20 protein-coding genes are annotated in these 25,641 nt (G+C 73.1%); 6 read left to right on the plus strand and 14 right to left on the minus strand.

Going from position 1 to position 25,641, the window contains the following annotated elements; all coding sequences use genetic code 11:
• Positions 1 to 112: 112 nt before the first annotated feature.
• Positions 113 to 1,783: an acyl-CoA dehydrogenase family protein gene (locus tag ACIBH1_RS21795; protein ID WP_397315645.1), complete on the minus strand. Its 1,671-nt coding sequence runs from the start codon at positions 1,781 to 1,783 to the stop codon at positions 113 to 115.
• A gap of 30 nt (positions 1,784 to 1,813) precedes the next feature.
• Here ACIBH1_RS21795 and ACIBH1_RS21800 point away from each other — a divergent pair, with 30 nt between their 5' ends.
• A complete protein-coding gene (locus ACIBH1_RS21800; protein WP_397315646.1) occupies positions 1,814 to 2,602 on the plus strand; it encodes a PaaX domain-containing protein, C- domain protein in 789 nt (262 codons plus the stop codon).
• Here the strand turns inward: ACIBH1_RS21800 and ACIBH1_RS21805 are convergent.
• Genes ACIBH1_RS21805 through ACIBH1_RS21815 form a run of 3 tightly spaced genes read right to left on the minus strand, consistent with a single transcriptional unit; the run spans position 2,592 to position 5,824 of the window.
• On the minus strand, positions 2,592 to 3,638 hold the full coding sequence (locus tag ACIBH1_RS21805) for a hypothetical protein (protein WP_397315647.1): 1,047 nt from the start codon (positions 3,636 to 3,638) through the stop codon (positions 2,592 to 2,594). The genes ACIBH1_RS21800 and ACIBH1_RS21805 overlap by 11 nt on opposite strands.
• A gap of 54 nt (positions 3,639 to 3,692) precedes the next feature.
• Positions 3,693 to 5,081 carry a glutamate--cysteine ligase gene (locus tag ACIBH1_RS21810; protein WP_397315648.1) on the minus strand — a complete coding sequence of 463 codons (1,389 nt, stop codon included), beginning with the start codon at positions 5,079 to 5,081 and terminating at the stop codon, positions 3,693 to 3,695.
• 35 nt (positions 5,082 to 5,116) lie between these two features.
• The gene (locus ACIBH1_RS21815; RefSeq protein WP_397315649.1) at positions 5,117 to 5,824 is read right to left on the minus strand and encodes an SDR family oxidoreductase; all 708 of its coding nucleotides are present in this window, start codon (positions 5,822 to 5,824) and stop codon (positions 5,117 to 5,119) included.
• A 102-nt stretch (positions 5,825 to 5,926) separates the two neighbouring features.
• Between ACIBH1_RS21815 and ACIBH1_RS21820 the strand changes: the two genes are divergently transcribed.
• Positions 5,927 to 6,775, plus strand: coding sequence for a helix-turn-helix transcriptional regulator (locus ACIBH1_RS21820; protein ID WP_397315650.1), 849 nt, complete (start codon positions 5,927 to 5,929; stop codon positions 6,773 to 6,775).
• Complete coding sequence (locus ACIBH1_RS21825; protein WP_397315651.1) at positions 6,756 to 7,775, plus strand: zinc-dependent alcohol dehydrogenase family protein; 1,020 nt, start codon at positions 6,756 to 6,758, stop codon at positions 7,773 to 7,775. Before ACIBH1_RS21820 ends, ACIBH1_RS21825 begins: the two co-directional genes overlap by 20 nt.
• 8 nt (positions 7,776 to 7,783) lie before the next feature.
• Here ACIBH1_RS21825 and ACIBH1_RS21830 read toward each other — a convergent pair whose 3' ends face one another.
• The gene (locus ACIBH1_RS21830; RefSeq protein ID WP_397315652.1) at positions 7,784 to 10,651 is read right to left on the minus strand and encodes an AfsR/SARP family transcriptional regulator; all 2,868 of its coding nucleotides are present in this window, start codon (positions 10,649 to 10,651) and stop codon (positions 7,784 to 7,786) included.
• 159 nt (positions 10,652 to 10,810) lie between these two features.
• Positions 10,811 to 11,299, minus strand: a complete 489-nt coding sequence (locus ACIBH1_RS21835) for a carboxymuconolactone decarboxylase family protein (RefSeq protein ID WP_397315653.1) — start codon at positions 11,297 to 11,299, stop codon at positions 10,811 to 10,813.
• Positions 11,300 to 11,318: 19 nt separating this feature from the next.
• Between ACIBH1_RS21835 and ACIBH1_RS21840 the strand changes: the two genes are divergently transcribed.
• Positions 11,319 to 12,080: an SDR family NAD(P)-dependent oxidoreductase gene (locus ACIBH1_RS21840; protein ID WP_397315654.1), complete on the plus strand. Its 762-nt coding sequence runs from the start codon at positions 11,319 to 11,321 to the stop codon at positions 12,078 to 12,080.
• Here the strand turns inward: ACIBH1_RS21840 and ACIBH1_RS21845 are convergent.
• Complete coding sequence (locus ACIBH1_RS21845; protein WP_397315655.1) at positions 12,077 to 13,147, minus strand: class I SAM-dependent methyltransferase; 1,071 nt, start codon at positions 13,145 to 13,147, stop codon at positions 12,077 to 12,079. The two genes, ACIBH1_RS21840 and ACIBH1_RS21845, sit on opposite strands and share 4 nt — an antisense overlap.
• Positions 13,148 to 13,414: 267 nt before the next feature.
• Here ACIBH1_RS21845 and ACIBH1_RS21850 point away from each other — a divergent pair, with 267 nt between their 5' ends.
• Positions 13,415 to 14,020 (plus strand): DNA-binding response regulator, encoded by a 606-nt coding sequence (locus ACIBH1_RS21850; RefSeq protein ID WP_397315656.1) that lies wholly within the window; start codon positions 13,415 to 13,417, stop codon positions 14,018 to 14,020.
• Here the strand turns inward: ACIBH1_RS21850 and ACIBH1_RS21855 are convergent.
• The 6 genes from ACIBH1_RS21855 to ACIBH1_RS21880 form a co-directional block, all read right to left on the minus strand.
• Positions 13,961 to 15,973: a prolyl oligopeptidase family protein gene (locus ACIBH1_RS21855; RefSeq protein WP_397315657.1), complete on the minus strand. Its 2,013-nt coding sequence runs from the start codon at positions 15,971 to 15,973 to the stop codon at positions 13,961 to 13,963. The two genes, ACIBH1_RS21850 and ACIBH1_RS21855, sit on opposite strands and share 60 nt — an antisense overlap.
• Positions 15,970 to 17,745 carry an ATP-binding cassette domain-containing protein gene (locus ACIBH1_RS21860; RefSeq protein WP_397315658.1) on the minus strand — a complete coding sequence of 592 codons (1,776 nt, stop codon included), beginning with the start codon at positions 17,743 to 17,745 and terminating at the stop codon, positions 15,970 to 15,972. The genes ACIBH1_RS21855 and ACIBH1_RS21860 overlap by 4 nt, the downstream gene beginning before the upstream one ends.
• The gene (locus ACIBH1_RS21865) at positions 17,742 to 19,358 is read right to left on the minus strand and encodes an ABC transporter ATP-binding protein (RefSeq protein ID WP_397315659.1); all 1,617 of its coding nucleotides are present in this window, start codon (positions 19,356 to 19,358) and stop codon (positions 17,742 to 17,744) included. Before ACIBH1_RS21865 ends, ACIBH1_RS21860 begins: the two co-directional genes overlap by 4 nt.
• Before the next feature lie 107 nt (positions 19,359 to 19,465).
• Positions 19,466 to 19,597 carry a SapB/AmfS family lanthipeptide gene (locus tag ACIBH1_RS21870; RefSeq protein ID WP_181613605.1) on the minus strand — a complete coding sequence of 44 codons (132 nt, stop codon included), beginning with the start codon at positions 19,595 to 19,597 and terminating at the stop codon, positions 19,466 to 19,468.
• Positions 19,569 to 22,079, minus strand: a complete 2,511-nt coding sequence (gene lanKC, locus ACIBH1_RS21875; protein ID WP_397315662.1) for a class III lanthionine synthetase LanKC — start codon at positions 22,077 to 22,079, stop codon at positions 19,569 to 19,571. The genes ACIBH1_RS21870 and lanKC overlap by 29 nt, the downstream gene beginning before the upstream one ends.
• Before the next feature lie 68 nt (positions 22,080 to 22,147).
• Positions 22,148 to 23,293 carry a sensor histidine kinase gene (locus tag ACIBH1_RS21880; protein WP_397315664.1) on the minus strand — a complete coding sequence of 382 codons (1,146 nt, stop codon included), beginning with the start codon at positions 23,291 to 23,293 and terminating at the stop codon, positions 22,148 to 22,150.
• 92 nt (positions 23,294 to 23,385) lie between these two features.
• Here ACIBH1_RS21880 and ACIBH1_RS21885 point away from each other — a divergent pair, with 92 nt between their 5' ends.
• Positions 23,386 to 24,363: an aldo/keto reductase gene (locus ACIBH1_RS21885; RefSeq protein WP_397315666.1), complete on the plus strand. Its 978-nt coding sequence runs from the start codon at positions 23,386 to 23,388 to the stop codon at positions 24,361 to 24,363.
• On the opposite strand, the gene ACIBH1_RS21890 is transcribed toward ACIBH1_RS21885, so the two are convergent.
• Positions 24,360 to 25,592, minus strand: coding sequence for a hypothetical protein (locus tag ACIBH1_RS21890; protein ID WP_397315668.1), 1,233 nt, complete (start codon positions 25,590 to 25,592; stop codon positions 24,360 to 24,362). The genes ACIBH1_RS21885 and ACIBH1_RS21890 overlap by 4 nt on opposite strands.
• Positions 25,593 to 25,641 lie beyond the last annotated feature (49 nt).

Genomic DNA, 25,641 nt, shown 5'->3' on the forward strand with positions numbered 1-25,641 from the left:
CTGGGGATGGTCTGGTGGGGCCGCATTCAGAGAAATCGCACCTGACACCGCTAGCGGAGATATCAGCTCATGCCATCGTAGGAAGCTGTAACCCGCACCAGACAACCCCTAGTCACCCCGCGAACGCGCCCCCCACGAGTTCGTCGAAGTGGTCGAGCGCCTCCTCGGCCCGGTCGATCCCCCGCAGCGGACCGCGCTCGGCCAGGTGCTCCTCCGCGTACAGCCGCGCCACCAGCGCCTTGCGCGTGCCGTACCCGGCCCGCTCCTCCCACCGCGCCTGCTCCAGCAGCAGCGCCGCCGCGTACACGTCGGCCATGAACTGCGCCAGCGGGAAGAGCTTCGCCTCGGCGGTCACGGGGTCGAGGCCCGACCAGACGGTGATCGCCTTGCGCAGGTCCTCGACGCGCTCGCGGACGAGGCCGTCGGGCGCCGCCCGCTCCAGGCGCTCCAGGAACGGCTCGTGGGCGTTCTCGCGCAGCATGGCCCGCCGCACGTCGAGGCAGAGGATGTTGTCGCCGCCCTCCCAGATGGGGTTGACCTGGGCGTCGCGCAGGATGCGCGCCACCGGCCACTGCTCGATGTAGCCGTTGCCGCCGTGCACCTCGATGGCGTCGCTGGCGGCGGTGACGCCGAGGCGGGCGGCGCGCAGCTTGATGATGGCGGGGCCCAGGCGCAGGCGGGGGCCGCACAGGCCGTCGAAGACGAGCGCCTGGGCGGCCTCGACCTCGACGATCAGCTCGGCGAGCTTGCGCCGCATGAGCGGCTGGTCGATCAGCCGCCTGCCGAAGGCCTCGCGGGCGGAGGCGTAGCACAGCGACTCCACGAGGGCGCGGCGGGCGGCTCCGGCGCCCATCATGGCCACCCCGAGGCGGGAGGCGTTGGTGAGCTGCATCATCGTGCCCAGACCCGAGCCCGAGCCCTCCCCGGCCAGCAGGAACGCCTCGGCGCCGGTGAACTCGACCTCGGCGGAGGCGACCGAGCGGGTGCCGAGCTTGTCCTTCAGGCGGCGGATGCGTACGGCGTTGCGGGTGCCGTCGCGGCGGTCCCAGAGCACGAGGAAGGGCTTGATGTCGCCGGAGGGCAGCCGGGCGAGCACGACGAAGGCGGAGCCGTTGGCGTTGGAGGCGAACCACTTGAAGCCCGTCAGCGACCAGGAGTCGCCGGAGGGTTCGGCGGCGGCCTCCAGGGCGGCCAGGTCGGAGCCGCCGGTGCGCTCGGTGAACATCTGGGCGGCTTCGCCGGAGTAGTAGCCGTTGGCGAAGATCTCCCTGACGCGGTCGCGGACGTCGGCGGGCGCGTGCTTCTCGGCGAGCGAGACGACCATGTCGCCGCCGGTGCCCAGGGCGCAGCCCATGCCGATGTCGGCCTGGTCGAGCAGGTAGGTCCAGGCGGCGCCCATCGCGCGCGGGTCGGCGCCGTGCGCGGAGGCCTCGGCGGCGAAGGCGGGCGAGGTGAAGTTGTCGGCCATGAGGGCCGAGCGCGCGGTCTCGAAGGAGGGCGGCATGACGACCTGCGAGATGTCGCGCCCCCACTTGTCGTACTTGTCGAGGCGCGGCGGGTTGCGGTCGGTCTCCTCGGCGCATTCGGCGATGAGGCCGCCCATGAGCGCCCCGAGCCGGTCGAGGTGCCCGGCGGCCCACTCGTAGCCGTCGCCCAGGTAGCGGCGCATGAGCAGTTGCAGGGAGGGGTCGCCCTGCCACCAGTTGCGCCCGGTGGCCCCCTGGTAGTGCTCGGTGGCGTAGCGATCGCTGTGGTCGAAAGGTTCGACGAGATACCGTCCCATGAAGCGAGTGTTACATATACTCGACACGCGATGGAAGAGCGTAATACCTCACTGAGCGCCCGGTCGGCCGTGCTGAGCGCGCTGCTGGGCTGCCATCCGCCGCGGCTGCCCGCGCGCCAGCTGGTCAGGCTGGGCGAGCTGTTCGGCATCGCCGAGGGCACCGTGCGCGTGGCGTTGTCGCGCATGGTCGCGGCGGGAGACCTGGTGCAGGCCGACGGGCAGTACACCCTGGCGGAGCGGCTCCTGGAACGGCAGGCCAGGCAGGACGAGAGCCGCGAGCCGCACGTCAGGCCGTGGGACGGCTCATGGGAGATCGCGATCGTCACCGCCGAGCGCCGCGCGCCCGCCGACCGGGCGGCGCTGCGCGACACGATGAACCGGCTGCGCATGGGCGAGCTGCGCGAGGGCGCGTGGATGCGGCCGGCGAACCTGCGGCGCGAGATCCCGGCGGTGGTCAGGACGCAGTGCACCCTGCTGACGGGCAGGCCGGACGATGACCCGACCCCGATGTTGTGGGACCTCGACGGGTGGGCCGACCGGGCACGCGAGCTGGAGCAGGAGCTCGAGCGGGCGGCCGGGCTGCTGGCCGAGGTTACGGCAGGCGACGAGCGCCCCGCCGGACGACACGCCTCCGTACGGCCCGGCGCGCTGGCCGGGGGTTTCGTGCTGTCGGCCAGGGTGCTGCGGCACCTCCTGGCCGACCCGCTGCTGCCGCCGGAGCTCCTGGCCCCCACCTGGCCAGGCGGCGAGCTGCGTGCCCGCTACGACGCGTTCGACCGCGCCTACCGCGAGGTCCTGCTCAGGCACCTCACAGGCTGACCGCGAAGATCGCCCGCCGGTTGCGGAACTCGGTGACGCTCCACAACCGCCCGTCCTGGACGGTCAGGTCCTCGGGCCCGATCACCCAGGGGCGGGCCTTCGACGGGCTGCCCGCCTTGCCGACCACCAGCCTGCCGTTCTTCTGGTTGCGCATCGCCTGGCTGAGGTACCACGTGTCGTTGTGCGACACCGCGCCCTGCACCATCTCGACGCCCATGGTGTACGCGTCGAGCGGCACCCCGGAGGCGAGCTGCCCCGAGGAGGTGAGCTGCCAGCGGGCGACCCTGCCGGTCGTCTCGCCGTCCTTGTACTCCCCCGAGGCCAGCGTGCCGTTCCCGCGGTCGACGCCGACGAAGGAGAAGACCGCCGCCCGCTTCGTCACCAGCTTCCAGGAGTCGGTCTGCGGGATCACGTACCGGTAGCCGAAGGCGTGGAATTTGCCCAGGTGGCGTCCGACGCGGGTGGCGTCGCCCAGGTCGTTCTGCGCCGTGCGCAGGTCGAGCAGGTTGTTCAGGTCGAAGACCCGCAGCCCGCGCGTGGTGTCGGCGACGTAGAGCAGGTCGCCGACCCATCCGCAGCCGCCCGCGTGGATGTCGATCGGCCCGTACGACCCGTCGGGCAGCGCCTCGACGAGCAGGCAGTGCTGGTAGCGCAGGGTGCGCGGGTTGAGGAAGGTGACGCGCACCCCCCGCTCGCCCACCGTCACCGGGGGCTTGAAGTACCAGGTCACCGCGAAGCAGGGCACGCCCACGCTGCCCGAGTCGTCGCTGCCGGTCAGGCCCTGGGGGTACCAGTCGGCGGTGTCCTCGTCCTTGGGGTCGAAGGCGTACCAGTCGAGGGGCTTGGGCGTCATGGTGCCGATGAAGCCCGGCGCCCCCTTGCGCATCGCCGCGCGGTTGCCCCGGGCCAGCACCGCCTCGACCGCCGTCGCCCCGATCTCCCCGGCCAGCTTGGCCGCACCTTCGGCGAGCGTCCCCGTCGCCCGCCCTAAGGTGAACGGCGCCTTGTCGGTCGCCGTGATCCCCGTCGCCGTCATCGGTCCTCCCATGGTGTCGTTGGTTGGACGGGCGAGGGGCACGATAAGTTGCGCCTAGCGCCACATGTGAACCGGGACTCCCGACAGCACCAGCTCTCGATACTTCCGGACCAGTTGTCCGGCGTCGCCCTCGAAGTCGCGCTGCCACGACGCCCCGGTCCTGCCCAGCCGTACTCTCTGCTCGATGACGCCCAGCGCGCCGTCCACGTCCGACGGGACCACCCCGGCTTCGAGCAGCGCCGCCCTGGCCTCCGGCAGCAGTCGCAGGATCAGGTCGGAGGCCAGCGTCTCGCCGGGCATGTCGGGCCACGACAGCTTGGCCGACAGGCCGTGCATCGCGGCCCGGTAGAAGTTCTGGTAGGCCTCGGCGAACTTGTAGGCGGTCAGGTCGCGCTTGGACCAGGCCAGTGTCAGCCCGAGCAGGAAGGCGGCGTTGGCCGCCATGTCGGCGCAGGTCGGCCCGGCGGGCAGGGCTCGCATCTCGACCCGCAGGTGCCCGCCGTCGGCCGGGTCGTACACCGGCCGGTTCCACTGCCAGATCGTGCCCATGTGCATCCGCAGCTCGGCCAGGTCCTCGGGGGCGGCGTCCGGCGTCACCTGCGGCAGCACCGGCTCGTAGTCGCGCACCGAGCGCTCGAACAGCTCCATCGGCGAGTGCACCCAGTCGGAGCCGAAGGTGACCCGGCCGTCGCGGCGGTAGGCGCGCGAAACGTCGCGGTCGTCGGCCGCCTCCTCCATGAGCGCGATGCGGGTCTCCTCCCACAGCTGCCTGCCCAGGAACAGCGGCGAGTTGCCCGCGCACGCCAGCACCGGGCCGATGGCCAGCTGCGCGGCGTTGAAGGTGGCCGCGAAGTTCTCGGGGTCGACCCGCAGGTGCAGCTGCCAGGAGGTGTTGGCGGCCTCCAGGATGATGTCCTCGACGACCAGTTCCAGGTCGTCGACGCGCACGATGAACGGCTCCAGCCGCACCCTGCGCATGCCGCGTGCCAGCGCCCGGTAGCGGCTCTCGCCGGTGATCGCGTGCGGGGTGAAGTCGCCGGTGCCCAGGGTCGGCAGGATGCCGATGGGTACGGCGCCGCCGCCGAGCCCGGCCGCGGTGCCGTCCACCAGGGTGATCATCTCCTGCAGCTCGTCGCCGAGCGCGCGGAAGGGCCTGCCCTCCAGCGGCACGGGGGTCAGGTTCGCCTCCACGTTGAACCGGCCCAGCTCCAGCGTCAGCCGATCGTCCGCGGCCGCTTCGAGCAGCTCGGCGTTGCGCGGCAGCGGGTCGCCCTGCTGATCGATCAGGAAGAACTCCAGCTCGGCGCCGATCGTGGTCGGACCCTTGCCGAAGCCCGGCCGATCCAGCACCTCGCGCAACACCGTCAGCTGGTGTTCCACCCGTTCCGCGAAGGCCGCGTAGTCCTGCTCGGAAAATCGCTCTTTATCCAGTTGCTCGCCCATGCCTCCTCTCTGACCGCACAGGAGGCTTCAACACCTCACCAGGGCAAAGCTCCCTCGTCCGACTGGTATGAACCTGTTGGCCCGTCCGCGTCGAGGGTCGCCAGCCGTACGGCTGTCGCGGCCCCCTGCTCGGCGCTGCGCGGTCCCGAGTGGTGGTTCAGGTCGGTGGCGCAGTAGCCGGGGTCGGCGGCGTTGACCTTGACGGCCGTCTCGGCCAGCTCCTTGGCGTACGACACGGTGACCATGTTGAGCGCGGCCTTGGAGGAGTTGTAGGCGATGAAGTTGCTCAGGTAGGTCGGTGCCTCGGGATCCTGGGCGAGGGTCAGGGAACCCAGGCCGCTGGAGACGTTGACGATGCGCGGCGCCTGCGCCTTGAGCAGCAGCGGCAGCATGGCGTTGGTGACGGTGATCACGCCGAACACGTTGGTCTCGTAGGTCTGCCGCAGCGTCTCCGCCGGGGTGGCGCTGGGCCGGAAGTCGTCCTGCCAGACGAGGATCCCGGCGTTGTTGACGAGGATGTCGAGCGTGCCGTGCTCCTCCTCGATCCACTTGGCCGCCGCCTGGACGCTGGCCGGGTCGGTGACGTCGATCCTGACGTGCGGCTGGCCGAGGCGATCGGCGGCCGCCTTGCCGCGTTCCGCGTCACGCGCGCCGACGATGGCGGTGATGCCCTGCTCGGCCAGCAGCCGCGCGATCTCGAATCCGATGCCCTTGTTGGCGCCTGTGATGAGTGCTGTAGTCATGGGGCCCACGCTGCTGTCACGCGGACCAGGGCGGGAGAGACCTGCCGAGACTGGGACCGGCAGTACCACCCTCGTCCGGCGGAAAAGGCGGAAGATGGAGGAATGAAACGGGACGAGCTCGCAGCATTCCTCCGCAGCAGGCGCGAGCGCCTCACCCCCCAGGAGGCCGGGCTCCCGGGAGGCGAGCGCCGCCGCACCCCCGGGCTGCGCCGCCAGGAGGTCGCGCAGCTGGCGGGCATGTCGATCGACTACTACATCCGCCTGGAGCAGGCCCGCGGGCCGCACCCCTCGCGTCAGGTGCTGAACGCGCTGGCCAGGGCGCTGATGTTGTCGCAGGACGAGCGCGCGCACCTGTTCCTGCTGGGCGGGCACCCCGTGGGGCCGTCCAGGCGCAGCAACGAGGTGCCGGCGAGCATGCTGCACCTGCTGTCGTTCCTGGAGGAGGTGCCCGCCTACGTGCTCGACGCCGCCTACAACATCGTCGCCTTCAACCCGCTGGGCAGCGCCCTGCTGGGCGATCTGGAGATGTCGCCGGGCACCGACCTGAACGTCATCCGCTGGTGTTTCCTCTACGCCCACACCGACCATTTCGAGAACGACGACCAGCTCGCCTTCGCCCGCGCCTCCGTCGCCGACCTGCGGGCCGCGCACGGGCGCTACCCGGACGACCCGGAAATCAACGGGCTGGTCACCGAGATGATCGCGCTGAGCCCGGCGTTCGCCAGGCTCTGGGCCGAGCACGAGGTCGAGCTGCGCCGCAACCAGCACAAGCGGCTCATCCACCCCAAGGTGGGCGAGATCAAGGTGATCTGCCAGATGATGCCGGTGCCCGACCGCGACGACCTGCGCCTGGTGCTCTACACGGCCGAGCCGGGATCGCCCTCCCACCTGGCCTTGCGCAGGCTGAGGGAGCTGACCCTAAGCTCACAGGATGCGCGCACTGATCTATGACCGGTTCGGCGGCGACCTGGAATTGCGCCAGGTTCCCGACCCCTCCCCCGCCCCGCACGGAGCGGTGATCCGGGTCAAGGCGACGGGGCTGTGCCGCAGCGACTGGCACGGCTGGCACGGCCACGACTCCGACATCACCTCCCTGCCCCACGTGCCCGGCCACGAGCTGGCCGGGGTGGTCGAGGAGGTCGGCTCCGGGGTGCGCGGCTGGCGGCCGGGAGCGCGGGTGACGGTCCCGTTCATCTGCGCCTGCGGCTCCTGCGCGTCATGCGCCATGGGCGAGCAGCAGGTGTGCGAGCGCCAGACCCAGCCGGGTTTCCACCACTGGGGTTCCTTCGCCGAGCTGGTCGCCGTCGACCACGCCGACCTCAACCTGGTCGCGCTGCCCGACGAGATCTCGTACGGCACGGCGGCCTCGGTGGGCTGCCGCTTCGCCACCGCCTTCCGCGCGGTGACGCAGGTGGGACGGGTCCGTCCCGGCGAGTGGGTGGCCGTGTACGGCTGCGGCGGGGTGGGCCTGTCGGCGGTGATGATCGCGGCGGCGGCCGGAGCGCGGGTGGTGGCGGTCGACGTCAGCGCCGAGGCGCTGCGCCTGGCCGGGGAGGCAGGGGCGGTCCACCTGGTCGACGCGGGTGACGCGCCCGCCCGGGTGATGGAGCTGACCGGGGGCGGCGCCCACCTGTCGCTCGACGCCCTGGGCAGCGCGACCACCGCCTCCGCCTCGATCGAGAGCCTGCGCCGCCGCGGCCGCCACGTGCAGGTCGGGGTGCTGACCGGCGGCCCGACCGCACTGCCGATGGGGCGGGTGCTGAGCTGGGAGCTGGAGATCCTCGGCAGCCACGGCATGGCCGCGCACGCCTATCCGGCGATGCTGGAGCTCATCCTGGCGGGCACGCTGCGGCCGGACCGGCTCATCACGCGGACGATCGGGCTGGAGGAGGCGGGCAAGGCGCTGGCCGAGCTGGGCTCGGTGCCCGGGGTGACGATGATCGAGCCCTGAACCGGACCTCACGCGGGAAGGCGGGCGTCGATCTCGTCGGCCTCCGCCTCGGCGGCGACGGCGTCCGCCTCCCTGCCCAGCGCCCGGCAGTTCAGGGCGCGCGCCCGCAGCAGCCTGGCCAGCATGCCCCCGTCGCGCGCCCGCCTGGCGAACACCTCGGCCCCGTCGAGCAGTCCCAGCGCCTCCCCGTGACGCCCGCGCCTGTGCAGCAGCCCGGCGAGGTTGTAGCCCACCTGGGCCTCCCCGTCGGGGTCGGTCCCCCGCACCCGCTCGTACGCCTGGCCGAGGTCGGCCTCGGCCGCGTCGAGCTCGCCCAGGGCCATGCGGACGACCCCGCGGTTGAAGACCATCTCCGTCTCCAGCCGCCCCAGCGGCCTGTCCCTGCACACCCGCAGCGCCTCCAGCGCGTAGGGCTCGGCGCCCGCCGGGTCGCCTTCCGCCAGCCGCAGGCTCGTCAGGCTGCGCAGGATCAGCGCCTGCGAACGGCCGTCGCCGCTCTCCCTCGCCAGCTCCAGCGCCCGCAGGAGCGTCGGCCCCGCGGGCCGCCCGGTCCGGTGCAGGTAGATGCCCCGGTGGTGCAGCGTCACGGCCAGCCCCCTGGTGTCACCCAGCCGCTCGAACAGCAGCGTGGCCGCCTCCAGGTGTTCGCGTCCCGCCTCCGGCCGCCCGACGAGCCGCGCCCACTCGGCCAGACCGTGGTGGGCCATGGCCTGGCCTCGCCCGTCACCGGCGCGCTCCGCCGCGAGCAGGGCGGTGCCGTGCGCCTCGCGCATCTCCTCGCGGTAGCCGCAGCACTTCCACAGGCAGCGGGCATAGGTGGCCAGCTCCCAGCAGTGCCCGGCGAGCCCGGCCCCGGCCGACTGGCGCACGGCGGCGAGGATGGCGGTCCGCTCCGCCTCCAGCCAGGCGTGCGAATGATCGGCGACCCGCCGCTCGAACTCCTCGCCGGGGCTCCACGGCACCGCTCCGCTGCGCCGCTCCGTGCCCTGGCCGAACTGGCCGCGGTCGGCGGCGTTGACGATCGCGAGCCAGGCGCCCATGGCCCGTTCCACCGCCGCCGCGCGCTCCTCCGGGCTCTCCTCCCGCTCGGCGAACTCGCGCGCGCAGAGCCGTACGAGGTCGTGGAAGCGGTAGCGGAGCTGCCCGGCCGCGTCGGTCCCCGCCACCTCCAGCAGCCGCGCGTCCACGAGCTCCTCGACCAGCGGCTCGGCCGCGGCGACCGGCCGGTCCATGAGCGCGGCGGCGGCCCAGGCGGGGAAGTCGGGCGCTTCCAGCAGCGAGAGCAGCCGCAGCAACCGGGCCTCGTCAGGGCCCAGGCGCTGGTGGCTGAAGGTCAGGACGGCCCGCACCGCCAGGTCGCCGTAGGTGAGCTCGTCGAGGCGGCGCCGCTCGTCCCGCAGGCGTCCGACCAGCAGCTCGACGCTCCAGTGGGGCCGGGCGGCCAGCCGGGCGCCGCAGATGCGCAGCGCCAGCGGCAGGCGCCCGCACAGGCGGGTCAGCTCCCGCGCGGCCCCCGGCTCGGCGTCGACGCGGGTGCTGCCGGCGATGCGGGCGAGCAGGCCCAGAGACTGCTCCTCGGTCAGCTCCCCGACCTCGACCGGCTCGGCCCCGGCCAGGGCGCCGAGGCGGGCGCGGCTGGTGACGATCACCCCGCACCCGGGCTCGCCGGGCAGGAGCGGGACGACCTGCGCCTCGGTGGCGGCGTTGTCCACGACGACCAGGACCCGGCGGCCGGCCAGCCTGCGGCGGTACAGCTCGGCGCGTTCCTCGAAGGTCTCCGGCAGCTCCTGGCCGAACACGCCCAGCCCGCGCAGCACCCTGGCCAGGGTCGCGCCCGGCTCGGCGTCGGCGGTCAGGCGCAGGTAGAGGCGGCCGTCGGGGTAGTGCTCGCGCATGCGGTGGGCGACGTGGACGGCGAGCGTGGTCTTGCCCGCGCCGCCGGGGCCCGAGATCGCCACGACCGGCACCGCGCTCCCGCGCCGCCGCAGCGCCGCACAGGCCCGCTCGACGAGCTCCGCCCGCCCGGCGAAGTCGGAGATGTCGGTCGGCAGCGTGAACGCCCCGCCGGCTTCGGCCCCGAGCGCCGGGTCGCCGCCGAGCGTGCGCTCGCGCGGCAAGGCGAGCGCCGGGTCGGCGTGGAGGATGCGCTCGCGCGGCAGGGCGAGCGCCGGGTCGGCGTGGAGGATGCGGTCGTGCAGCGTGCTGAGCTCCTCGCCGGGCTCGACGCCCAGTTCGGCGACGAGCCCGCGCCTGGCCTCGCGGTAGGCGGCCAGCGCCTCGGCAGGCCGGCCCGCCCGGTGGAGGGCGAGCATGAGCAGGGCGTGGAACCGTTCGCGCAGCGGGTGCTCGGCGGCCAGCCGCGCCAGCTCGCCCACGAGATCGGCGTGCCCTCCCGCGGCCAGCTCCGCCTCCAGCCGGGCTTGCAGTACGGCCAGGCGCCGCTCCTCCAGCCTGCCCGCCTCGGCCGCCACGCAGGGTGCGTGGCCGACCCCGTCGAAGGGCCGCCCCCGCCACGTCTCCAGCGCCCGCCGGTAGAGCTCGATGCCCCCGGACGCCCGCGCCTCGGCGGCCAGGCGCTCGAACCGCGCCGCGTCGACCTCCTCCGGCCGCACGTGCAGCGTGTAACCCGCCGCCGAGCTGGTCAGGCGCCCCTCCCCGAGCCCCCGGCGCAGCCGGTGGACCGCCACGTGCACGCTCTTGGCGGCGGTGCGCGGCGGCTCGCCCGACCACACCTCGGCGATCAGCCGGTCGGCCGACACGGGCGTGCCCGCGTGGCAGAGCAGGATCGCCAGGAAGAGCCGCTGGCGGGCGGGCAGCACGACGGTGCGACCGGCATCGTCGGTGACGCGCAGGTCGCCCAGTAAGCGGAACTCCATCGTGGCTGCTCCCCGGACCCGGAATGCCCAGGAAAGTGGCGTGGAGCAGCTTTTGTCAAGGTTGGCGGCAGGCTCACGCCCGTGGTGGCCGGCCCCTGTGAGGTCACCACGCGGGTGCGCCCGCCACCAGCACGGTAGGCGGCGCGGGTTACCGGCGGGTTATCGCTCCAGCTGCACGCGGAAGGTGGTCAGTACGCGCGAGAGCATGTCGTAGTGGGCGATGAGCATGACCAGCTCGATGCGGCCGGTCTCGTCGTAGCGCTCGCACAGCGCGGACCAGGTCTCGTCGGTCAGGTCGCCGTCGGCGTGCAGCTCGTCGGCGGCACGCAGGATCAGCAGGTCGCCGGGGGTGAGCCCGGATCCGTCGTGCCGTACGGCGGAGATCTCCTCCTCGCTCAGCCCGGCTTCGCGCGCGAGCCGCAGGTGATGGGCCCATTCGTAGGCGCAGGCCCGGTTGCGGGCGGTGCGCAGGATGGCCAGCTCGCGGTCGCGGGCGGGCAGCGTGCCGTACAGCAGCGCCCCGCCGAAGCCGAGCCAGGCCTCGAACAGCTTGGGGTGCCTGGCCAGGGTGGTGAAGACGTTGAGCGGGTTCTTGGCGGCGAATCCGGTGCGTTCCGCCGGAGGGAGGGGCTCCACACGGGGTTCCATGGTCGCTATCGTCGCGCACATGAGCGGTCGCTTGGTAGACAGACGGATCCTGGTCGTCGGCGCGGGCACCCGGCCGAGCGACGAACCCGAGCCCCCCATCGGCAACGGCAGGGCGATCGCGGTGGCGGCGGCGCGCGAGGGCGCCCACGTGGTCTGCGCCGACGTCGACGAGGCGGCGGCCGAGCAGAGCGCCGAGCTGGCCCGCAAGGAGGGTGGCACCGCCGAGGTGATCACGGTCGACCTGGCCGACGCCGGGCAGTGCGAGGCGCTGCCCGGACGGGCGGGGGCGATCGACGGGATCGTGCTGAACGCGGGGATCGGCGCCGGGTTCGCGCTGGCCGGGACGAGCGCCGAGGAGTGGGACCGGGTCTTCGCGGTCAACCTCAGGGCGCACTTCCTGATCTGCAAGGCGGCGCTGCCGCGGCTGGGCGAGGGCGCCTCGATCGTCTTCATCGGCTCGGTGGCGGGCCTGCGTCCCGGGAGCCTGATCCCGGCCTACGACGCCTCGAAGGCCGGGCTCGTCGGGCTGACCAGGCACGTGGCGCTGGAGGGCGCGGGCCTGGGCGTGCGCTCGAACCTGATCGCGCCGGGCCTGATCGACACCCCGCTCGGCCGCGAGGCCTCCCGCCACTGGAAGCACCGGGGCAGGGTGCGCGTCCCGATGGGCCGTCACGGCAGCGCCTGGGAGGTGGCGAGCGCGGCGGTCTTCCTGCTGTCGCGGGAGGCTTCGTACATCACCGGCCAGGTGCTGGCCGTCGACGGGGGCCTCACCCTCGTCTAGAGCTTGTGGATCTTGAGTTTGTCGCCCCACCTGGCGACGGCCTCCTCGTCGGCGAAGGCGATGGCGCGCATCATGTTGCCGCCGTCGGCGCGGCGCACGTTGCGCTCCAGGCGCCCCTTCAGCTCCGGCGACAGGCGCGTGGTGCCCGCCTCGACGGTGTCGCCGTAGTGCGGGGCGTAGGCGACGCCCGCGAACCCCGACTGGCGCAGCAGGGCCGGAAGAGTCTTGCTGGAGTAGAACATCAGGTGGTTCTTGGTGAAGCCGCTCCACTTGGAGCCGTAGGCCTTCAGCAACAGTGACCGGGCGTTGACGGTGAGGATCATCAGCACGCCGCCGGGGGCGAGCAGGCGGCGGAAGGTGGCGAAGTCCTCCAGCGGCCTGGGCAGGTGGGCCAGGACCGACCACAGGGTGATGACGTCGAAGCCGCCCGCGGCGATCTCCGGCACGTCGTCGGGGGCGCCGAAGTAGGCCTTGGCCTTCTGCAGGCGCTCGTTGGCCTGATGGACCGAGTCGGGCGACAGGTCCACCCCGACCGCGTCGAAGCCGCGCCGCTCGGCCAGTTCCAGGAACAGGCCGGCGCCGCAGCCGAAGTCGAGCAGGCGGCGGCCGGTGCCGTCGTCGAAGACCGGGGTGAAGCTCTCCATGACCAGGCGGTAGCGGCGCTGGCGGTTCTCGGCGTAATCGCCGGTGAGGAACTTGCTGTAGCTGTTGGCGTACAGGTCGCCCAGGCGTTCAGGGCGCACGTTCGGATTGCGGTAGAGGAATCCGCAGGAGGGGCAGCGCACGACGTGGTAACGCCAGCCCTTGCCGCCGGTCGGCTCGAACAGCGGCTGCTGGCGCGATTCTCCGCACATCATGCAGCTCAGGAACTCCTCGATCTCGCCGAGGGGAAGTCGTTTTCTGTAGTCGTCCAGCGAGATCACCGGCGCCCTGCGCAGCAGGAGCCGCCACTGGAACTCGCGGACCTGGCGTTCGCCCGGCCGCACGTAGACGCGCTGGCCCCACGGGACCTTGTCGTAGCGCGTGCCGTAGAGCAGCCGATAAACGGTCCGACGCGGAGAGATCATGCGCAGCACCTCACATGGGAAGGAGGGGCCCCCGATATGCCCGGTTTCGCGGAGACTATGCCAGATCCCGGCCCGAGACGACCCCTGTACCGTTCTTTCCGGTCGCCCGAATTTCGGTTTCGCATGGATTTGTCGACTCCACAACTCCACCCCCTATTGCCCAATTAGCCATTTATAGACGTATTGACGGTAATCACTGGCTTTTCAATACTTGACAGGCTAGTCAGGAGTTAGCCCATCAGTACTCGGCGAAACCAGAGGACCCCAGTGATCCGCACGTTGCTCGCAGAGGACATGGAACTCGTCCGTGGCGCCCTCGTCGCCCTCCTGTCGTTCGAGGACGACATCGAGGTGGTCGCCGAGGTGGACAGGGGCGACCGCGTCCTGGCGGCGGCCCGCGCCTGCAAACCCGACGTCGCCGTGCTGGACCTGTCCATGCCCGGCAGGGACGGGCTCGAGGCCGCCAGGGAGCTCCACGAGGAGCTGCCCGGCTGCGGGGTGCTGATCCTCACCGGAATCGGCACGCCCGGCATGCTCAAGCGCGCCCTCGACGCCAACGTGGGCGGGTTCATGGCCAAGGACGCCCCGCCTGGCCAGCTGGCCGACTCCATCCGCAAGGTCGCCGGCGGCGGCCGGGTGGTCGACTCCACCCTGGCCATCGCCGCCATGACGACGCCTCAGGCGCCGCTGTCCCCGCGCGAGCTCGACGTGCTCGCCGCCTCGGCCAAGGGCTCGTCCGTCGGCGAGATCGCCAGGCAGCTCTTCCTGGCCCACGGCACGGTCCGCAACCACCTCAGCCGCACGCGCATGAAGCTAGGCGCCCGCAGCAGCGTCGACGCCGTCCGCATCGCCCGCGAGGCCGGATGGATCTGACAACCCGGTGTGGTGCGCCAGGAAGGCGAGCGCGTCCGCGGCCAGCTCGACCGACCGGCTGACGGCGCGGGCGCCGTGCCCCACGTCCGGCTCGTGGCGCAGCAGGACCTCGCGGGCGCCCGACCACTGCAGGGCGGCGCACATCTTCCTGGCGTGCAGGGGGTCCACGCGGGTGTCGCCGCCGGAGACGGTGAACAACACCGGAGGGTACGGCACGCCCCGCTCGACCCGGTGATACGGCGAGTAGCCCATCAGCCAGGCCAGCTCTTCGGGGATCTGCGCCGAGCCGTACTCCCGGCGCCAGGCCGCGCCCAGGCCCGAACGCTCGTAGCGCGCCATGTCGAGGACCGGCGCGGCGCACACGGCTGCGGCGAAGAGCTCGGGGTGCTGGGTGAGCATGGCGCCCACCAGCAGGCCGCCGTTCGACTCCCCCCACAACACCAGCCGGTCGGGGGTGGTCCAGCCGTCGGCGACGAGCTTGCCCGCCGCCGCGGCGAAGTCGTCGAAGCTGTTCTGCTTGCACTCGCGCATGCCCTGGCGGTGCCACTCCTCGCCCTCGTCGCCTCCGCCCCTGATGCCGGCCACCGCCAGCACGCCTCCCGCCTCCACCCACGCCAGGGAGTCGGCCGCGTAGCCGGGCAGCAGCGTCAGGCCGAAACCTCCGTATCCGGCCAGCAGGGTCGGGCGAGGCCCGCCGTCCGACGGCCCCGCCACGACGATCATCCTGACCTGGGTGCCGTCGGCCGACACGCAGGTGAGCTGGCGGCTCTCCACCCGGGAAGGCCGCGTCGCGCCCGGCGGCGCGGCCCACAGGCCGGCGCGCCCCGTACGCGCGTCGTAACTCCACACGGCCGGCGGTGAGACCGCGTCGGTGTAGGTGAACCAGGCCTCGTGCCCGCCCTCGGGGCGCACGGTCAGGGGTCCGACCGCGCCACGGCCCGGCAGGGTGACCTGGCCGAGCAGCTCGCCCGTGGCCAGGTCGTGCACGCCGATCTCCGCCACCGCGTGCCGTACCCGCGAGACCAGCAGCCGTCCGCCCGACAGGATGGTGAAGCCGCGCAGCACCGAGTCGGACTCTTCGGCGACGAGCTCGCGCCACCGCTCCGGCGCCTCCAGGTCGGCGACGCACAGGCGGCCCCTCGGCGCCTCGTGGTCGGTCGCCACGTACACCAGGCCGTCCAGGCCGACCACCGCCGCGCTCTTGGCCAGGCCGGCCTTCTGGACGAGCCGCTGCTCGCCGGTCGCCATGTTGATCAGCCACAGCTCGTTCGGCGCGGCGGGTCCCGGGGCGGCCGAGACCGTCAGCCAGTCGCCCGCCGGGCTGACGCCCAGGCCGTAGCCGGCACCCTCCCCGATGCCGAACAGCGGCGTGTCCCGGCCGTCGCCGACCGTGTGCAGGTAGACGCCCTCGCGGAAGCGCACGTAGCAGAAGGCCCGCCGTCCCGGCAGCCAGGCCACCGGGGAGTACCGGCAGCCGCCGATCGGGCCTTCGACGGTGGCACCCGTTTCGGCGTCCATGACGTACAGCTCGGAGCGCTCGTCGCCGCGCCGCGACAGCTGGTAGGCGACCAGGACGCCGTCGTGGTCGGGCTGCCACTCGTCGAGCGTGGTCACCCCGGACGGGTCGAGCCGCATCGGGTCCAGCAGCACCCGGTCGTCGCGCAGGAGAACCGGATGTTCCTCGTACGGCATGCGCCGTGTGGTGAAGCAGTGCCCGCCGCGCCACAGCGGCGGGCTCACCTCCCCGACCCTGCCCAGCTCGCCCAGCCGCTCACGGAAACGCTCCCGCCAGGGCAGCTCGGCGGCCCGCGCCTTCCACAGCGCCTCCTGGGCGTCCAGCCACGCCCGCGTCGGCGGGCTGTCGTGCTCCTCCAGCCAGCGGTAGGGGTCGTGGACGAGGTGGCCGTGGAGGTCGTCCACGATCGGCAGGCGCTCGGCGTCCGGATAGGTCATGAGGATGGCTCCCAGTGTGCGACGAGTTCCGCGTAGCCGGCGGCCGAGCGGACGAGCTCCTCGTGCCGCCCGATCCAGGCGCCTCCGTCGAGGAGCAGGACCCGGCCGGCACGCCTGGCCGAGCTGATGCGGTGGGCGATGACGATGAGCGTGCCGCCGCGCCGGGCGAAGGCCGCCTCCACGCGGGCCTCCGCGGCCTGGTCGAGGTGGCAGCAGGCCTCGTCCAGGATCACCAGGCGGGCGGGTGACAGGTAGGCCCTGGCCAGGGCGACCAGCTGACGCTCCCCGGCGGACAGGGTCCTCGGGTCCAGGTCGGTGCGGGGGAGATCGGAGGCGCCCAGCTCGGCCAGGGCGTGCCGGATCTCCCGCTCGGTGGCGTCCGGGGCGAGGTAGGTGAGGTTCTCCTCCAGGGAGGCGGTGAAGACGTAGGCCTCCTGGGGGATGAGCACCCGGTGCCGAGGATGTACCCGGGCGGCCGGCACGCCACCGAGCTCGACCGTGCCCTCGCCGGGGGTGAGCAGGCCGGCGATGAGGGCGGCGAGCGTGGACTTGCCGGTTCCGCTCGGCCCGACGACGGCCAGGTGCTCGCCTTCCGGCAGGTCGAGGGTGAGGTCGCGGATCACGGGCTCGGCATGCGGGCCGTACGCGAAGGTGACTCCTCGCAGGGCGAGACCGGTCCCCTGGAGTTGATGGCGAGCCATCGGGGCGGGGGACGGCGGCGCGGGGGTGGAGTGTGTGATTCGGCCGAGGGCGGCGTGCAGGCGGACGCCGCTCACGCCGACGCCCTCCATCAGCCCGCCGAGCGCCGGGGCGAGCGACTGGGTCAGGTAGGCCAGCGCCCCCACCACCACGCCCGCCTCCACGTCACGCGCGACGGCCAGCACCAGCACCACGGGAAGCCAGCCGCCCAGGGCGAGCGCCGCCGTCCTGGCGGCCAGCACCCTGGCCACCCCCTGTGCCGCCTCCGCCTGGGCTCCGATCCGCCGCCCCGCCTCCGCCTCCATGGCGCTCTCCGCCCCGCAGGCGGTGATGTCACGCAGGCCGTGACAGAGCGAGGTGATCGTCTCGGCGTTCGCCTCGTCGGCCAGCAGGTACCGCCCCTGCCGCCGCGCCAGAGCCGGCAGCGACAGGGCGAACACCGCCACCCCGGCCGCGAACGGCAGCAGCACGGCGGGGGCCAGCGACGGCGCCAGCGTCACGAGCCCGGCGCCCGCGCTCACCAGCGTGAACGCGAACCCCCTGAGCACGGTGACCAGCGCGGCGAAGGCGTCCCTGGCCAGCTCCACCTGCAGCGTGGCGCGGGCCAGGGCGGCGCTGTCGGGCGGAGGGCCGTGGAAGGCCCTGGTCGCCTCGCCGAGCACGCCGCCGACCACGCGGTGCAGCAGGTCGTCACGGAACGGTTCGGCGATGTCCGCCACGGCCAGGATCACCTGGCGCGCCGCCACCGCCGCCGCGAGCCACGCGACGGCGAGCACGGCCAGCCAGCCCAGGCCGGTCATCGGCTTGCCGGCCAGGAACCCCTGGTCGATCGCACCGGCGACGGCGTGGCCGATGAGGAACGCGGGCGCCGTCTCGACGACGGACCAGGCGGCGACCCGCCCCAGCGCCGAGGGCCGCCGCCTCAGCGCCGTCCGGACCAGCCCCCACCGCCCGCCGTCAGAAGGCCCGCCGGTGACAGGCACGCCTTGGGCGGCCTTTTTCCGGGAACCTCCGCCGCTGCCGGGCGGGCCCGCGACGACGGTGGGGCTGTGGATCCCCGGCTCGCCCGTCACAGGGCTCCCTCCGCGAACACCGCCCGGTAGCCCGGCTCCCGCCACAACTCCCCGTGCGTCCCCGCCGCCCGGATGCGCCCCTCCTCCACCCAGACCACCCGGTCCGCCCGCGCGGCCGTCGTGGCGCGGTGGGCGACCACGAGCCGGGTGCGCCCGCCGTACTGACCGAACAGCGCGTCGCTCACCCGCCGCTCCGTCACCGTGTCCAGGCTGGAGGTGGCGTCGTCGAGGACGAGCAGCCGCCGGGGCGCGGCCAGGGCGCGGGCCAGCCCGAGCCGCTGCCGCTCGCCGCCGGACATGGGTGCCGCGGCCAGGGGCGTGGCGAACCCGTCGGGCAGCAGCCTGACGAACGAGTCGGCCTGCGCGGCGCGGGCGGCGCCGCCGATGTCGGCGCCGCCCATGCCGATGGCCGCGCCCACCGTCTCCCCCAGGAGGGCGGGCCGTTCGAAGGCGTAGGCCACGGCCGCCCGCAGGCTCCGCCTGCTCAGTTCGGGCAGCGGCACGCCGTCGATCAGCACGGTGCCGTGTTCCGGGTCGCGCAGCCGTCCGGCGAGCTCGGCCAGCATCGTCTTGCCCGCGCCCGAGCGGCCGACCAGCGCCACGCAGGTCCCTCCGGCGACCACCAGGTCACCGGCGGGGACGTCGCGGAACTCGAGTGTCCCGGGTCCGGGCGGCAGCTCGCGGGTCCCGTAGGTCATCGGGGGCACGGCCAGCACCTCGGCGACGCGGGAGGCCGCCGACCTGGCCCTGGCGAGCTGCCCGACGTATCCGAGTGCCCCGCCGAGCGCGGAGCCGAGGACGGCGTAGCGCGCGGCCGCGTACAGCTCCCCCACCGTGAGCTGTCCCGCGGCCAGCAGCCACCCTCCGGCGGCCAGCACCGCCACCTCCAGCACGGGCGTCATCACTCCCGCGCGCACTCCGGCGGCGGCGGTGGCCCGCCACAGGGCCAGTCCGTGGGCGCGCAGTTCCGGCAGCGGCGCGAGCACGCGTCCGGCTTCGCGTTCCGCCGTCCCGGCGGCGGCGATGGTGCGAGCGCCGGTCAGCGCCTCGGCCAGCCGGGCGGCGATCCGTCCCTGGACCTCCTGGTAGGCGCCCGACAGCGCGCCCCCGGTCCGCAGGAAGGCGCGCAGGATGAGCACGATGGCCACGATCCCCGCGCCGAGCGCGAGGGTGAGCCGCGGGTCGATCAGGGTCAGGGCGATCAGGGCTCCCGCGGTGGGCACGACGAGCGCCACGGCGCTCACCACGGCCTCGGGGGCGCGGCCCGCCTCGTCGGCGTTGAGCCCGGCCCGCAGGGTCAGCTCGCCGGGGGCGTGGGCTCGCATGAGGGTGCCCGCGCCCAGGACGTGGCGGACGACCGCCCGCCTGATCCAAGCGGCGGCCCGCGCGCCGGTGAGGCCTCTGGCCAGCACCGCCAGGCATTCGCAGCCGATGACGACGGCGACCGCCGCGATCAGCCAGCCGGGTGCTCCGCCGGTGTCGATGGAGCGGCCGATCAGGTACGGCATGGCCAGTTCAGCGGCTGCTCCCGAGACGGCGGCCAGGGCCAGGAGGAACGGCCACGGCCCGCTGTGCCGCGCGGCTCCCGCCATCAGGCGATCCCCGTCACGCACGGTGGTCCCCGTCGCTCTGGTGGTCCCCGTCATGCATGGTGGTCCTCTCCCGGGGCGCCGGGACCCGGGTCCCGGCGCCCTCAGGTCGTTCGTTCATCGGCGACGCATCAGTGGCACAGAGCGACACTGAGGTTGCTCGGCTTGCCGGAGTTGCACGTGAGAGCGGTGAGCGTGCTGCCGCCACTGGCGACGTCAGTGCTCGTAGGAGCCTCAAGGCCCTGCAGGTCGAGGAGAACCATCGTTCGACACCTCCTTTCCGTGGTCGAGGAAGGGCAGTCCCGCCCGGGGCGCGGCGTGCAGTGACGCCAGCGCGAGCAGGACCCCCGCCGTACCTGTGGCGAGGTCCATGGACAGCCGCAACAGCTGGTCACCGGGGAAGGCGAGGCCTCCCGCGTACGGCAGGGCGTGCCAGCGCAGCCCTGCCTCTCCGGCGCCGAAGGCGGCGATGATGCCGGCCCGTCCGGTGAACAGGCCGGGCTGGACGAAGTAGCCGGACCGGGCGACGAGGCGCAGCCGCTCAAGCGCGGTGGCGAGCTCGTCGTCGTGCCGGTGCGCGAGGTAGCGCTCCAGGACGAGCGCGATGCCGGCGGAGCCCTCGTCGAGGTAGGGCAGCAGCCGCCAGCCCTGGTTGACCTGGAGCGAGCCGTCGTCGGCCGCCTTGCAGCGCCGCAGGTCCTGGCGCAGTGCCGTGGCGGCCAGGTCGAGCAGGTGCCGCTCGCCGGTCCGCTCGTAGGCGTGCAGGAACAGCAGCGCCGGTCCGGCGGAGCCGTACATGAGCCCGGCGCGGGGTTTTCCGCCGCCGCTGGTCTCGGGCACGTCGCCGGGGCCGCCGAGTCTTTCCGCGCAGAGCTCGACGGCGCGGGAGGCCGCGTCGTCCTGCCCGAAGTGGTACAGGACGAGGCCGATGCCGGACAGCCCGGAGAACAGGGCGCTCTCCAGGCGCTCCCATTTCTCCTTCAGGCAGATGCCGAGGAGGTCGAGGGCCTCGCCGCGGTGCCCGAGCAGGTCCAGCACGTAGGCCACGCCGTACAGGCCGTCGTAGAGTCCGAGGCTCCAGCCCGGTTTCGGGGCGCGGGCGCGATCGAGCAGCCATTCCTGGTGGTCGGGCCGGCAGCCGGCGCGGAGCTGGGCGTAGAACACCCCGGCGGCTCCGTTCGCCAAGCTGAGCCCCCTTCCCGGCTGGAACTGGGCGATGTCGCCGGGGAAGAGCCGGTCGTCGCGCCCGGGGGTGGCGCTGGCGGCGATGGCGCGCTGGAGTGCCTCCCGCACCTGCGGCCAGGGGTCCTGGCCGGGCAGGGCCGGCGGCTGCCAGGGGTGCTCCCCGGCGATGATCGCGACGTCACTCTCGACGCGGGCGCCGGGGAAGACGTCGCTGACGATCTGTCCCAGGTGCGCGGCCTTGCCGCGGTGGAGCGGCTGCATGATCGTGCACTGCGGGGCGAACAGTCCCAGGCGCAGGCAGGCCATGGCGTACCTGTCGACGTCGGCGCCCTCGTGGCCCTGCGGGGCGACGTAGGCGGGGTGCGCCAGGGCGGCCCTGGCGCCGTCGCTCTCCAGCGTGGCGACCTCGTAGTCGATCAGCACCACGCGCCCGTCCTCGGTGAGCAGGACGTTGTCGGGGTGCAGGTCGCCGAAGACGACGCCGCGCTCGTGGAGCATCGCGACGGCCGCCTCGACCTGGCCGGAGACCTCCATCGCCCAGGCGGCGTAGTCGGCCCGTTCGGCCTCGGTGCAGGTGGCCCACGTCAGTGGGAAGCGGCGGACCAGGCGGCGCTGCAGGGTGACGCCGTCGACGAACTCCATGACCAGGAAGCCGTGCTCGCCGACGGTGAAGTGGTCGATCAGTTCGGGCACGACCGGCAGGCCCGCCAGGCGCTCGAGGATGTCGCGTTCGTGGGCCAGGCGCGCCACGGCGTCACGCCCCGCGGCGTCGAGCCCGGCGTGCGGCCTGGCCTCCTTCAGGACCACCTGCCGCCCGGTGCGCCCGTCCCTGCCCAGGTAGACGCCGCCGCCGTTGGAGAAGTGCAGGACCTGCTCGATCGTGTACGGCAGGCCCTCCATGGTGACGGAGTTCCTGGCCTCCAGGTGGGGCGCGAGGAAGGCGGGCAGCGTCGTCCACGGCGGCACGGTGAAGACCGCCTGCCGCACGTCGGGCACCAAGCGGCCCTCGCCGTCCTCGACGGCCAGCACCCGCGCACCGCTGTCGGACAGGCAGTGGCGCTCGGCGAAGCCTCCATAACGCACGTACAGGGGCCCGTCGCCATAACGCAGATCGGACAGGATGTAGGGTCCGCGAATTCCGCGGAGCAATTCGTCGAGGTCTTTCAGGACGAGTTCGAGCTGCGCATCGTCGGCCGGGTAAATGGTGACGAGTTTTCCGCTGGAGGCGCGTGATGCGGCCTTCGAGCCGAGCATGACCAGCACCGGGAGGCCGCGCAGGAATTTGAAGGCGACGCCCCGGGTGACGCAGTACTCCCATACCGCGGCCAGGGCCTGCTCCGCGTCGTCGGCACGGGCCGAGACGTGGATCTTCCAGCCCTGGGGCGGGAGCGGCCGGCCGGACTCGGGCGCGAAGTACACCCAGGTGTCGGTCTCGAAGCGGTTCCAGCCCTCCGGCAGCGGCCGCCGTGCGGCGGCGAAGACGGCCTCCTCGACGTCACCGCGCGGCACGTCGTAGAAGTGCGCGTCCGCCAGGCAGTAGAGCTCGTACTGATCTGTCACGCCAGAAGAATGACAAATATCTCCACCGCGCCGCTAGTTACGAATTTCACGCTCCGCCGGAGAGATGTTCACGGCGTTTCGTGCATCCACCCAAAAGCATTTGGGCGCGCTTTTGTGTCGACCGTGGCACGCAGCAGGAAAAGGCCTTCGGCCGTTCTGTACGCCTCAAGGGAGCCGCCTATTTCCGCCATTCTTTCGCGGAGGTTGCGCAGTCCCTGGCCGGTTCCGTCGCCGGAGGCCCGCAGCCGGTCGTTGACCAGGGTCAGCCGGATCACGTCGTCGCACTCGGCGACGCGGATCTCGCAGGCCCGGGCGGAGGCGTGGCGCAGGATGTTGGTCACCCCTTCGCGCAGCACGTCGGCCAGCACCCAGGAGATCTCCTCCGGCACCGCGTCGCAGGCCGCCGCCTCGACCACGCAGCGGGCGCCGCTCGCCTCCAGGATCGAGCGCGCGGAGCTGAGCTCGGCCTCCAGGCGGACCCTGGTGCGGCCGTGCGCCACCGATCTGACCTCGGCCGTCACGCCTCTGACGAGGTCGAGGGCCTCGTCCAGCTCCAGCTGCGCCTTGGGGTCGCCCGTCTCCACCAGCCGCTGCACCAGGTCGATCTTGAGCACCAGCACCGCCAGGCGATGCCCGACCAGGTCGTGCAGGTCGCGGTTGAGCCGCCTGCGCTCGTCCTCGACCGCCCTGCCGACCTCGTCGGCGCGTACCAGGGCCAGGAAGTGGGCACGCGCGGCGAGGCAGACGACCACGTACTCGGCGACCACCAGGGCGGGGACGCAGACCGCCCACACCGCGACCCGGTCACCCTCCGACCAGGGGGTCAGCGCCACCATGGCAGGGCCCGCCGCCACGGCCGCCACCCACAGCGGCCCGCTGCGCCGCGACTCGGCCAGCAGCAGCAGGCTGACGGCCATCAGGCTCACCACCGAGATCCACGCGCCGCCCAGCAGCACGATCGCGGCGGCCGTCACCGCGAGCTGGCCGGCCACCGGCCACCAGGCGACCCCGCTGCGCCTGACCCCCTGTAGGACCGTTCCCGCGTGCAGGCCGATCAGGGCCGCCAGGGCCGCGACCACGATCCCCACCCTGGAGGCGGGGGCCTCCAGCAGCACCAGCCCGCCGAGCGCCACGCAGCCGCTGACGATCGCCAGGGCGCATAATCGCAACGGTGACAACGACGCGACCACTGAGCAGAGCCGGACACGTCGCATAACCTGCGCCCTTCGTCAGCGTGAATCCCGCATGCTCATCCCCCACACTCCCGCAATCAATCGCCACAACCATCCCACCTAGGATGAATCGCATGGAATACACGCGACTTGGTAGCACCGGTCTGAAAGTTTCCAAGATCTGCCTTGGCATGATGAGTTACGGCGACCCCGCCAAACTCGAATGGTCCCTCCCGGAAGAGCAGGCCGAGCCGCTGGTCAAGCGGGCGATCGACGCCGGCGTCACCTTCTTCGACACCGCCGACGTCTACAGCGCCGGCGCCAGCGAGGTGATCACCGGCAACGTGCTGCGCCGCCTGCTGCCGCGCCGCGACGACTACGTGCTGGCCACCAAGGTCTTCTTCCCCGTGCGCAAGGGCGTCAACGAGGGCGGGCTGTCGCGCAAGCACATCATGGCCGCCATCGACGCCTCACTCGAGCGCCTGGGCACCGACTACGTCGACCTCTACCAGATCCACCGCTGGGACTCCGAGACCCCCGTCGAGGAGACGATGGAGGCCCTGCACGACGTGGTCCGTTCGGGCAAGGCCCGCTACATCGGCGCCTCCTCCATGGCCGCGTGGCAGTTCTCCAAGGCGCAGTACACCGCCTCCGCCAACGGCTGGACCCGCTTCGTCTCCATGCAGAACCACTACAACCTGCTCTACCGCGAGGAGGAGCGCGAGATGCTGCCGCTCTGCCTCGACCAGGGCGTCGGCGTGATCCCGTGGTCGCCGCTGGCCCGCGGCGTGCTCGCGCGCGCCGGCTCCTCCGACTCCGGTACGACACGCGCCACCAGCAAGGACGCCGGGCGCATCGAGTACCTGTACGGCAAGGACGCCGACCAGCCGATCCTCGACCGTGTGGCGCAGGTGGCCCGCGAGCGGGAGCTGCCCGCCGCCCAGGTCGCCCTGGCCTGGCTCCTGCACCAGCCGGGCCTCAGCGCCCCGATCATCGGCGCGACCAAGGACCGCCACATCGACGACGCCGTCGCCGCGGTGGGCGTCTCCCTGTCGGACAAGGAACTGGCGTTCCTGGCCGAGCCGTACACGCCGCGCGAGGTGCGCGACTAGTTCCCCTTGGCCAGCAGCGCGCCGATCGCGGTGCGCAGCGACGGCGCCGTGGCGTCGCCGAACGGGCCCGACGGGTAGTCCACCACCCAGACGTGGAGCATCTCGGGGGTGCTCGGCATCTTGGTGGTGCCCGCCGGGCAGCCGCCGGAGGCGTCGACCACCGCGACGCCTCCCGCCGGCTTGGAGCACAGGTTGTCGTGGGCGTGCCACCGGGTCAGCGAGCCGCCGACCTGCGGCCCCGGCTTGCCGGGCGGCATGATGAACATCGCGCCCAGCAGGATGTCGCCGCCGCCCGGCTTGCGGTAGAAGACGAGCGACTCGGGGCGGGTGGGGTCGAGCTCGCGGTCGTCGATGATCCAGGCGGGCTTGGTCATGTGGAGCACGCCGCTGGTGTCGATGGACAGCTGGAAGCCGGCCTTGCGGGCCGCGGCCAGGGTGGGCCAGCGGGCGGGCACCTCGCGTGCCGTACGGGCCACCAGGTCGTCCGCGGCGGCCCGCTCTGCCGCGGTCGGCGGCGGGCCGGTGGGGGTGTCGTGATGGTGCCCGCCCCCCGGCTCCGCCTGGCCGTCGGCCGCCTGGCCGTCGGCCGGTTGACCGGCGCCGGGCTGGCCGTCGGCGGCCGGGTCGTGCTGGTGGGCCGGTACGGCATGAGCCTGCGCGTCGCCCGCGCCCGCCGCGGCGGGGGCCGCATGTCCGGCGTGGCTGTGTCCGGCGAAGGCGGGCAGGAAGGCGGCCCCCACGGCGAGCGCCACCACACCCGACAACAACCCGGCCCCCGCCAACCGCCGCGGCCCGGCCCCGCTCGCGGCGGCCGAGGTGACGGCCGGCGCTGCGGCACCCGGCGTGGCGGCGGCCGAGGGCTGAGTGGCGGCGGGGGCGCGGTCCGCCAGGTAGGCGCAGCCGCTGATCACGGCCAGTTCCAGCAGCGTGGCGAGCACGTCGGGCACGCCGAGCGGCTCGCTCTGCCCCGGCGGCAGCCCGATCGTGCGGCTGAGCGCCCACACCACGGCCACCGCCGCGTTGCCCGCCAGTCCCGCCAGGAGCAGGGCGCGGCCGGGCCGCAGCAGCACCGCGAGCGCCCACATCAGTTGCGCCCACCCGACGGCGGCGAAGAAGGCGCCGTGGGCGACGCTCATGGCGAAGTGGTCGGCCAGCACCGCGAAGTGCACGGCTCCGGCGCCGGCCGACAGGATGGCCAGCGCCACGGGCGCGGAGGCACGTGAGCTCATAGGTCGTCCCTACCGTAGAACCAAGCGCTTGACCAGATCCCGGGCGGCC

Source organism: Nonomuraea sp. NPDC050663 (genome assembly GCF_044456985.1).
Taxonomy (GTDB): Bacteria; Actinomycetota; Actinomycetes; order Streptosporangiales; family Streptosporangiaceae; genus Nonomuraea.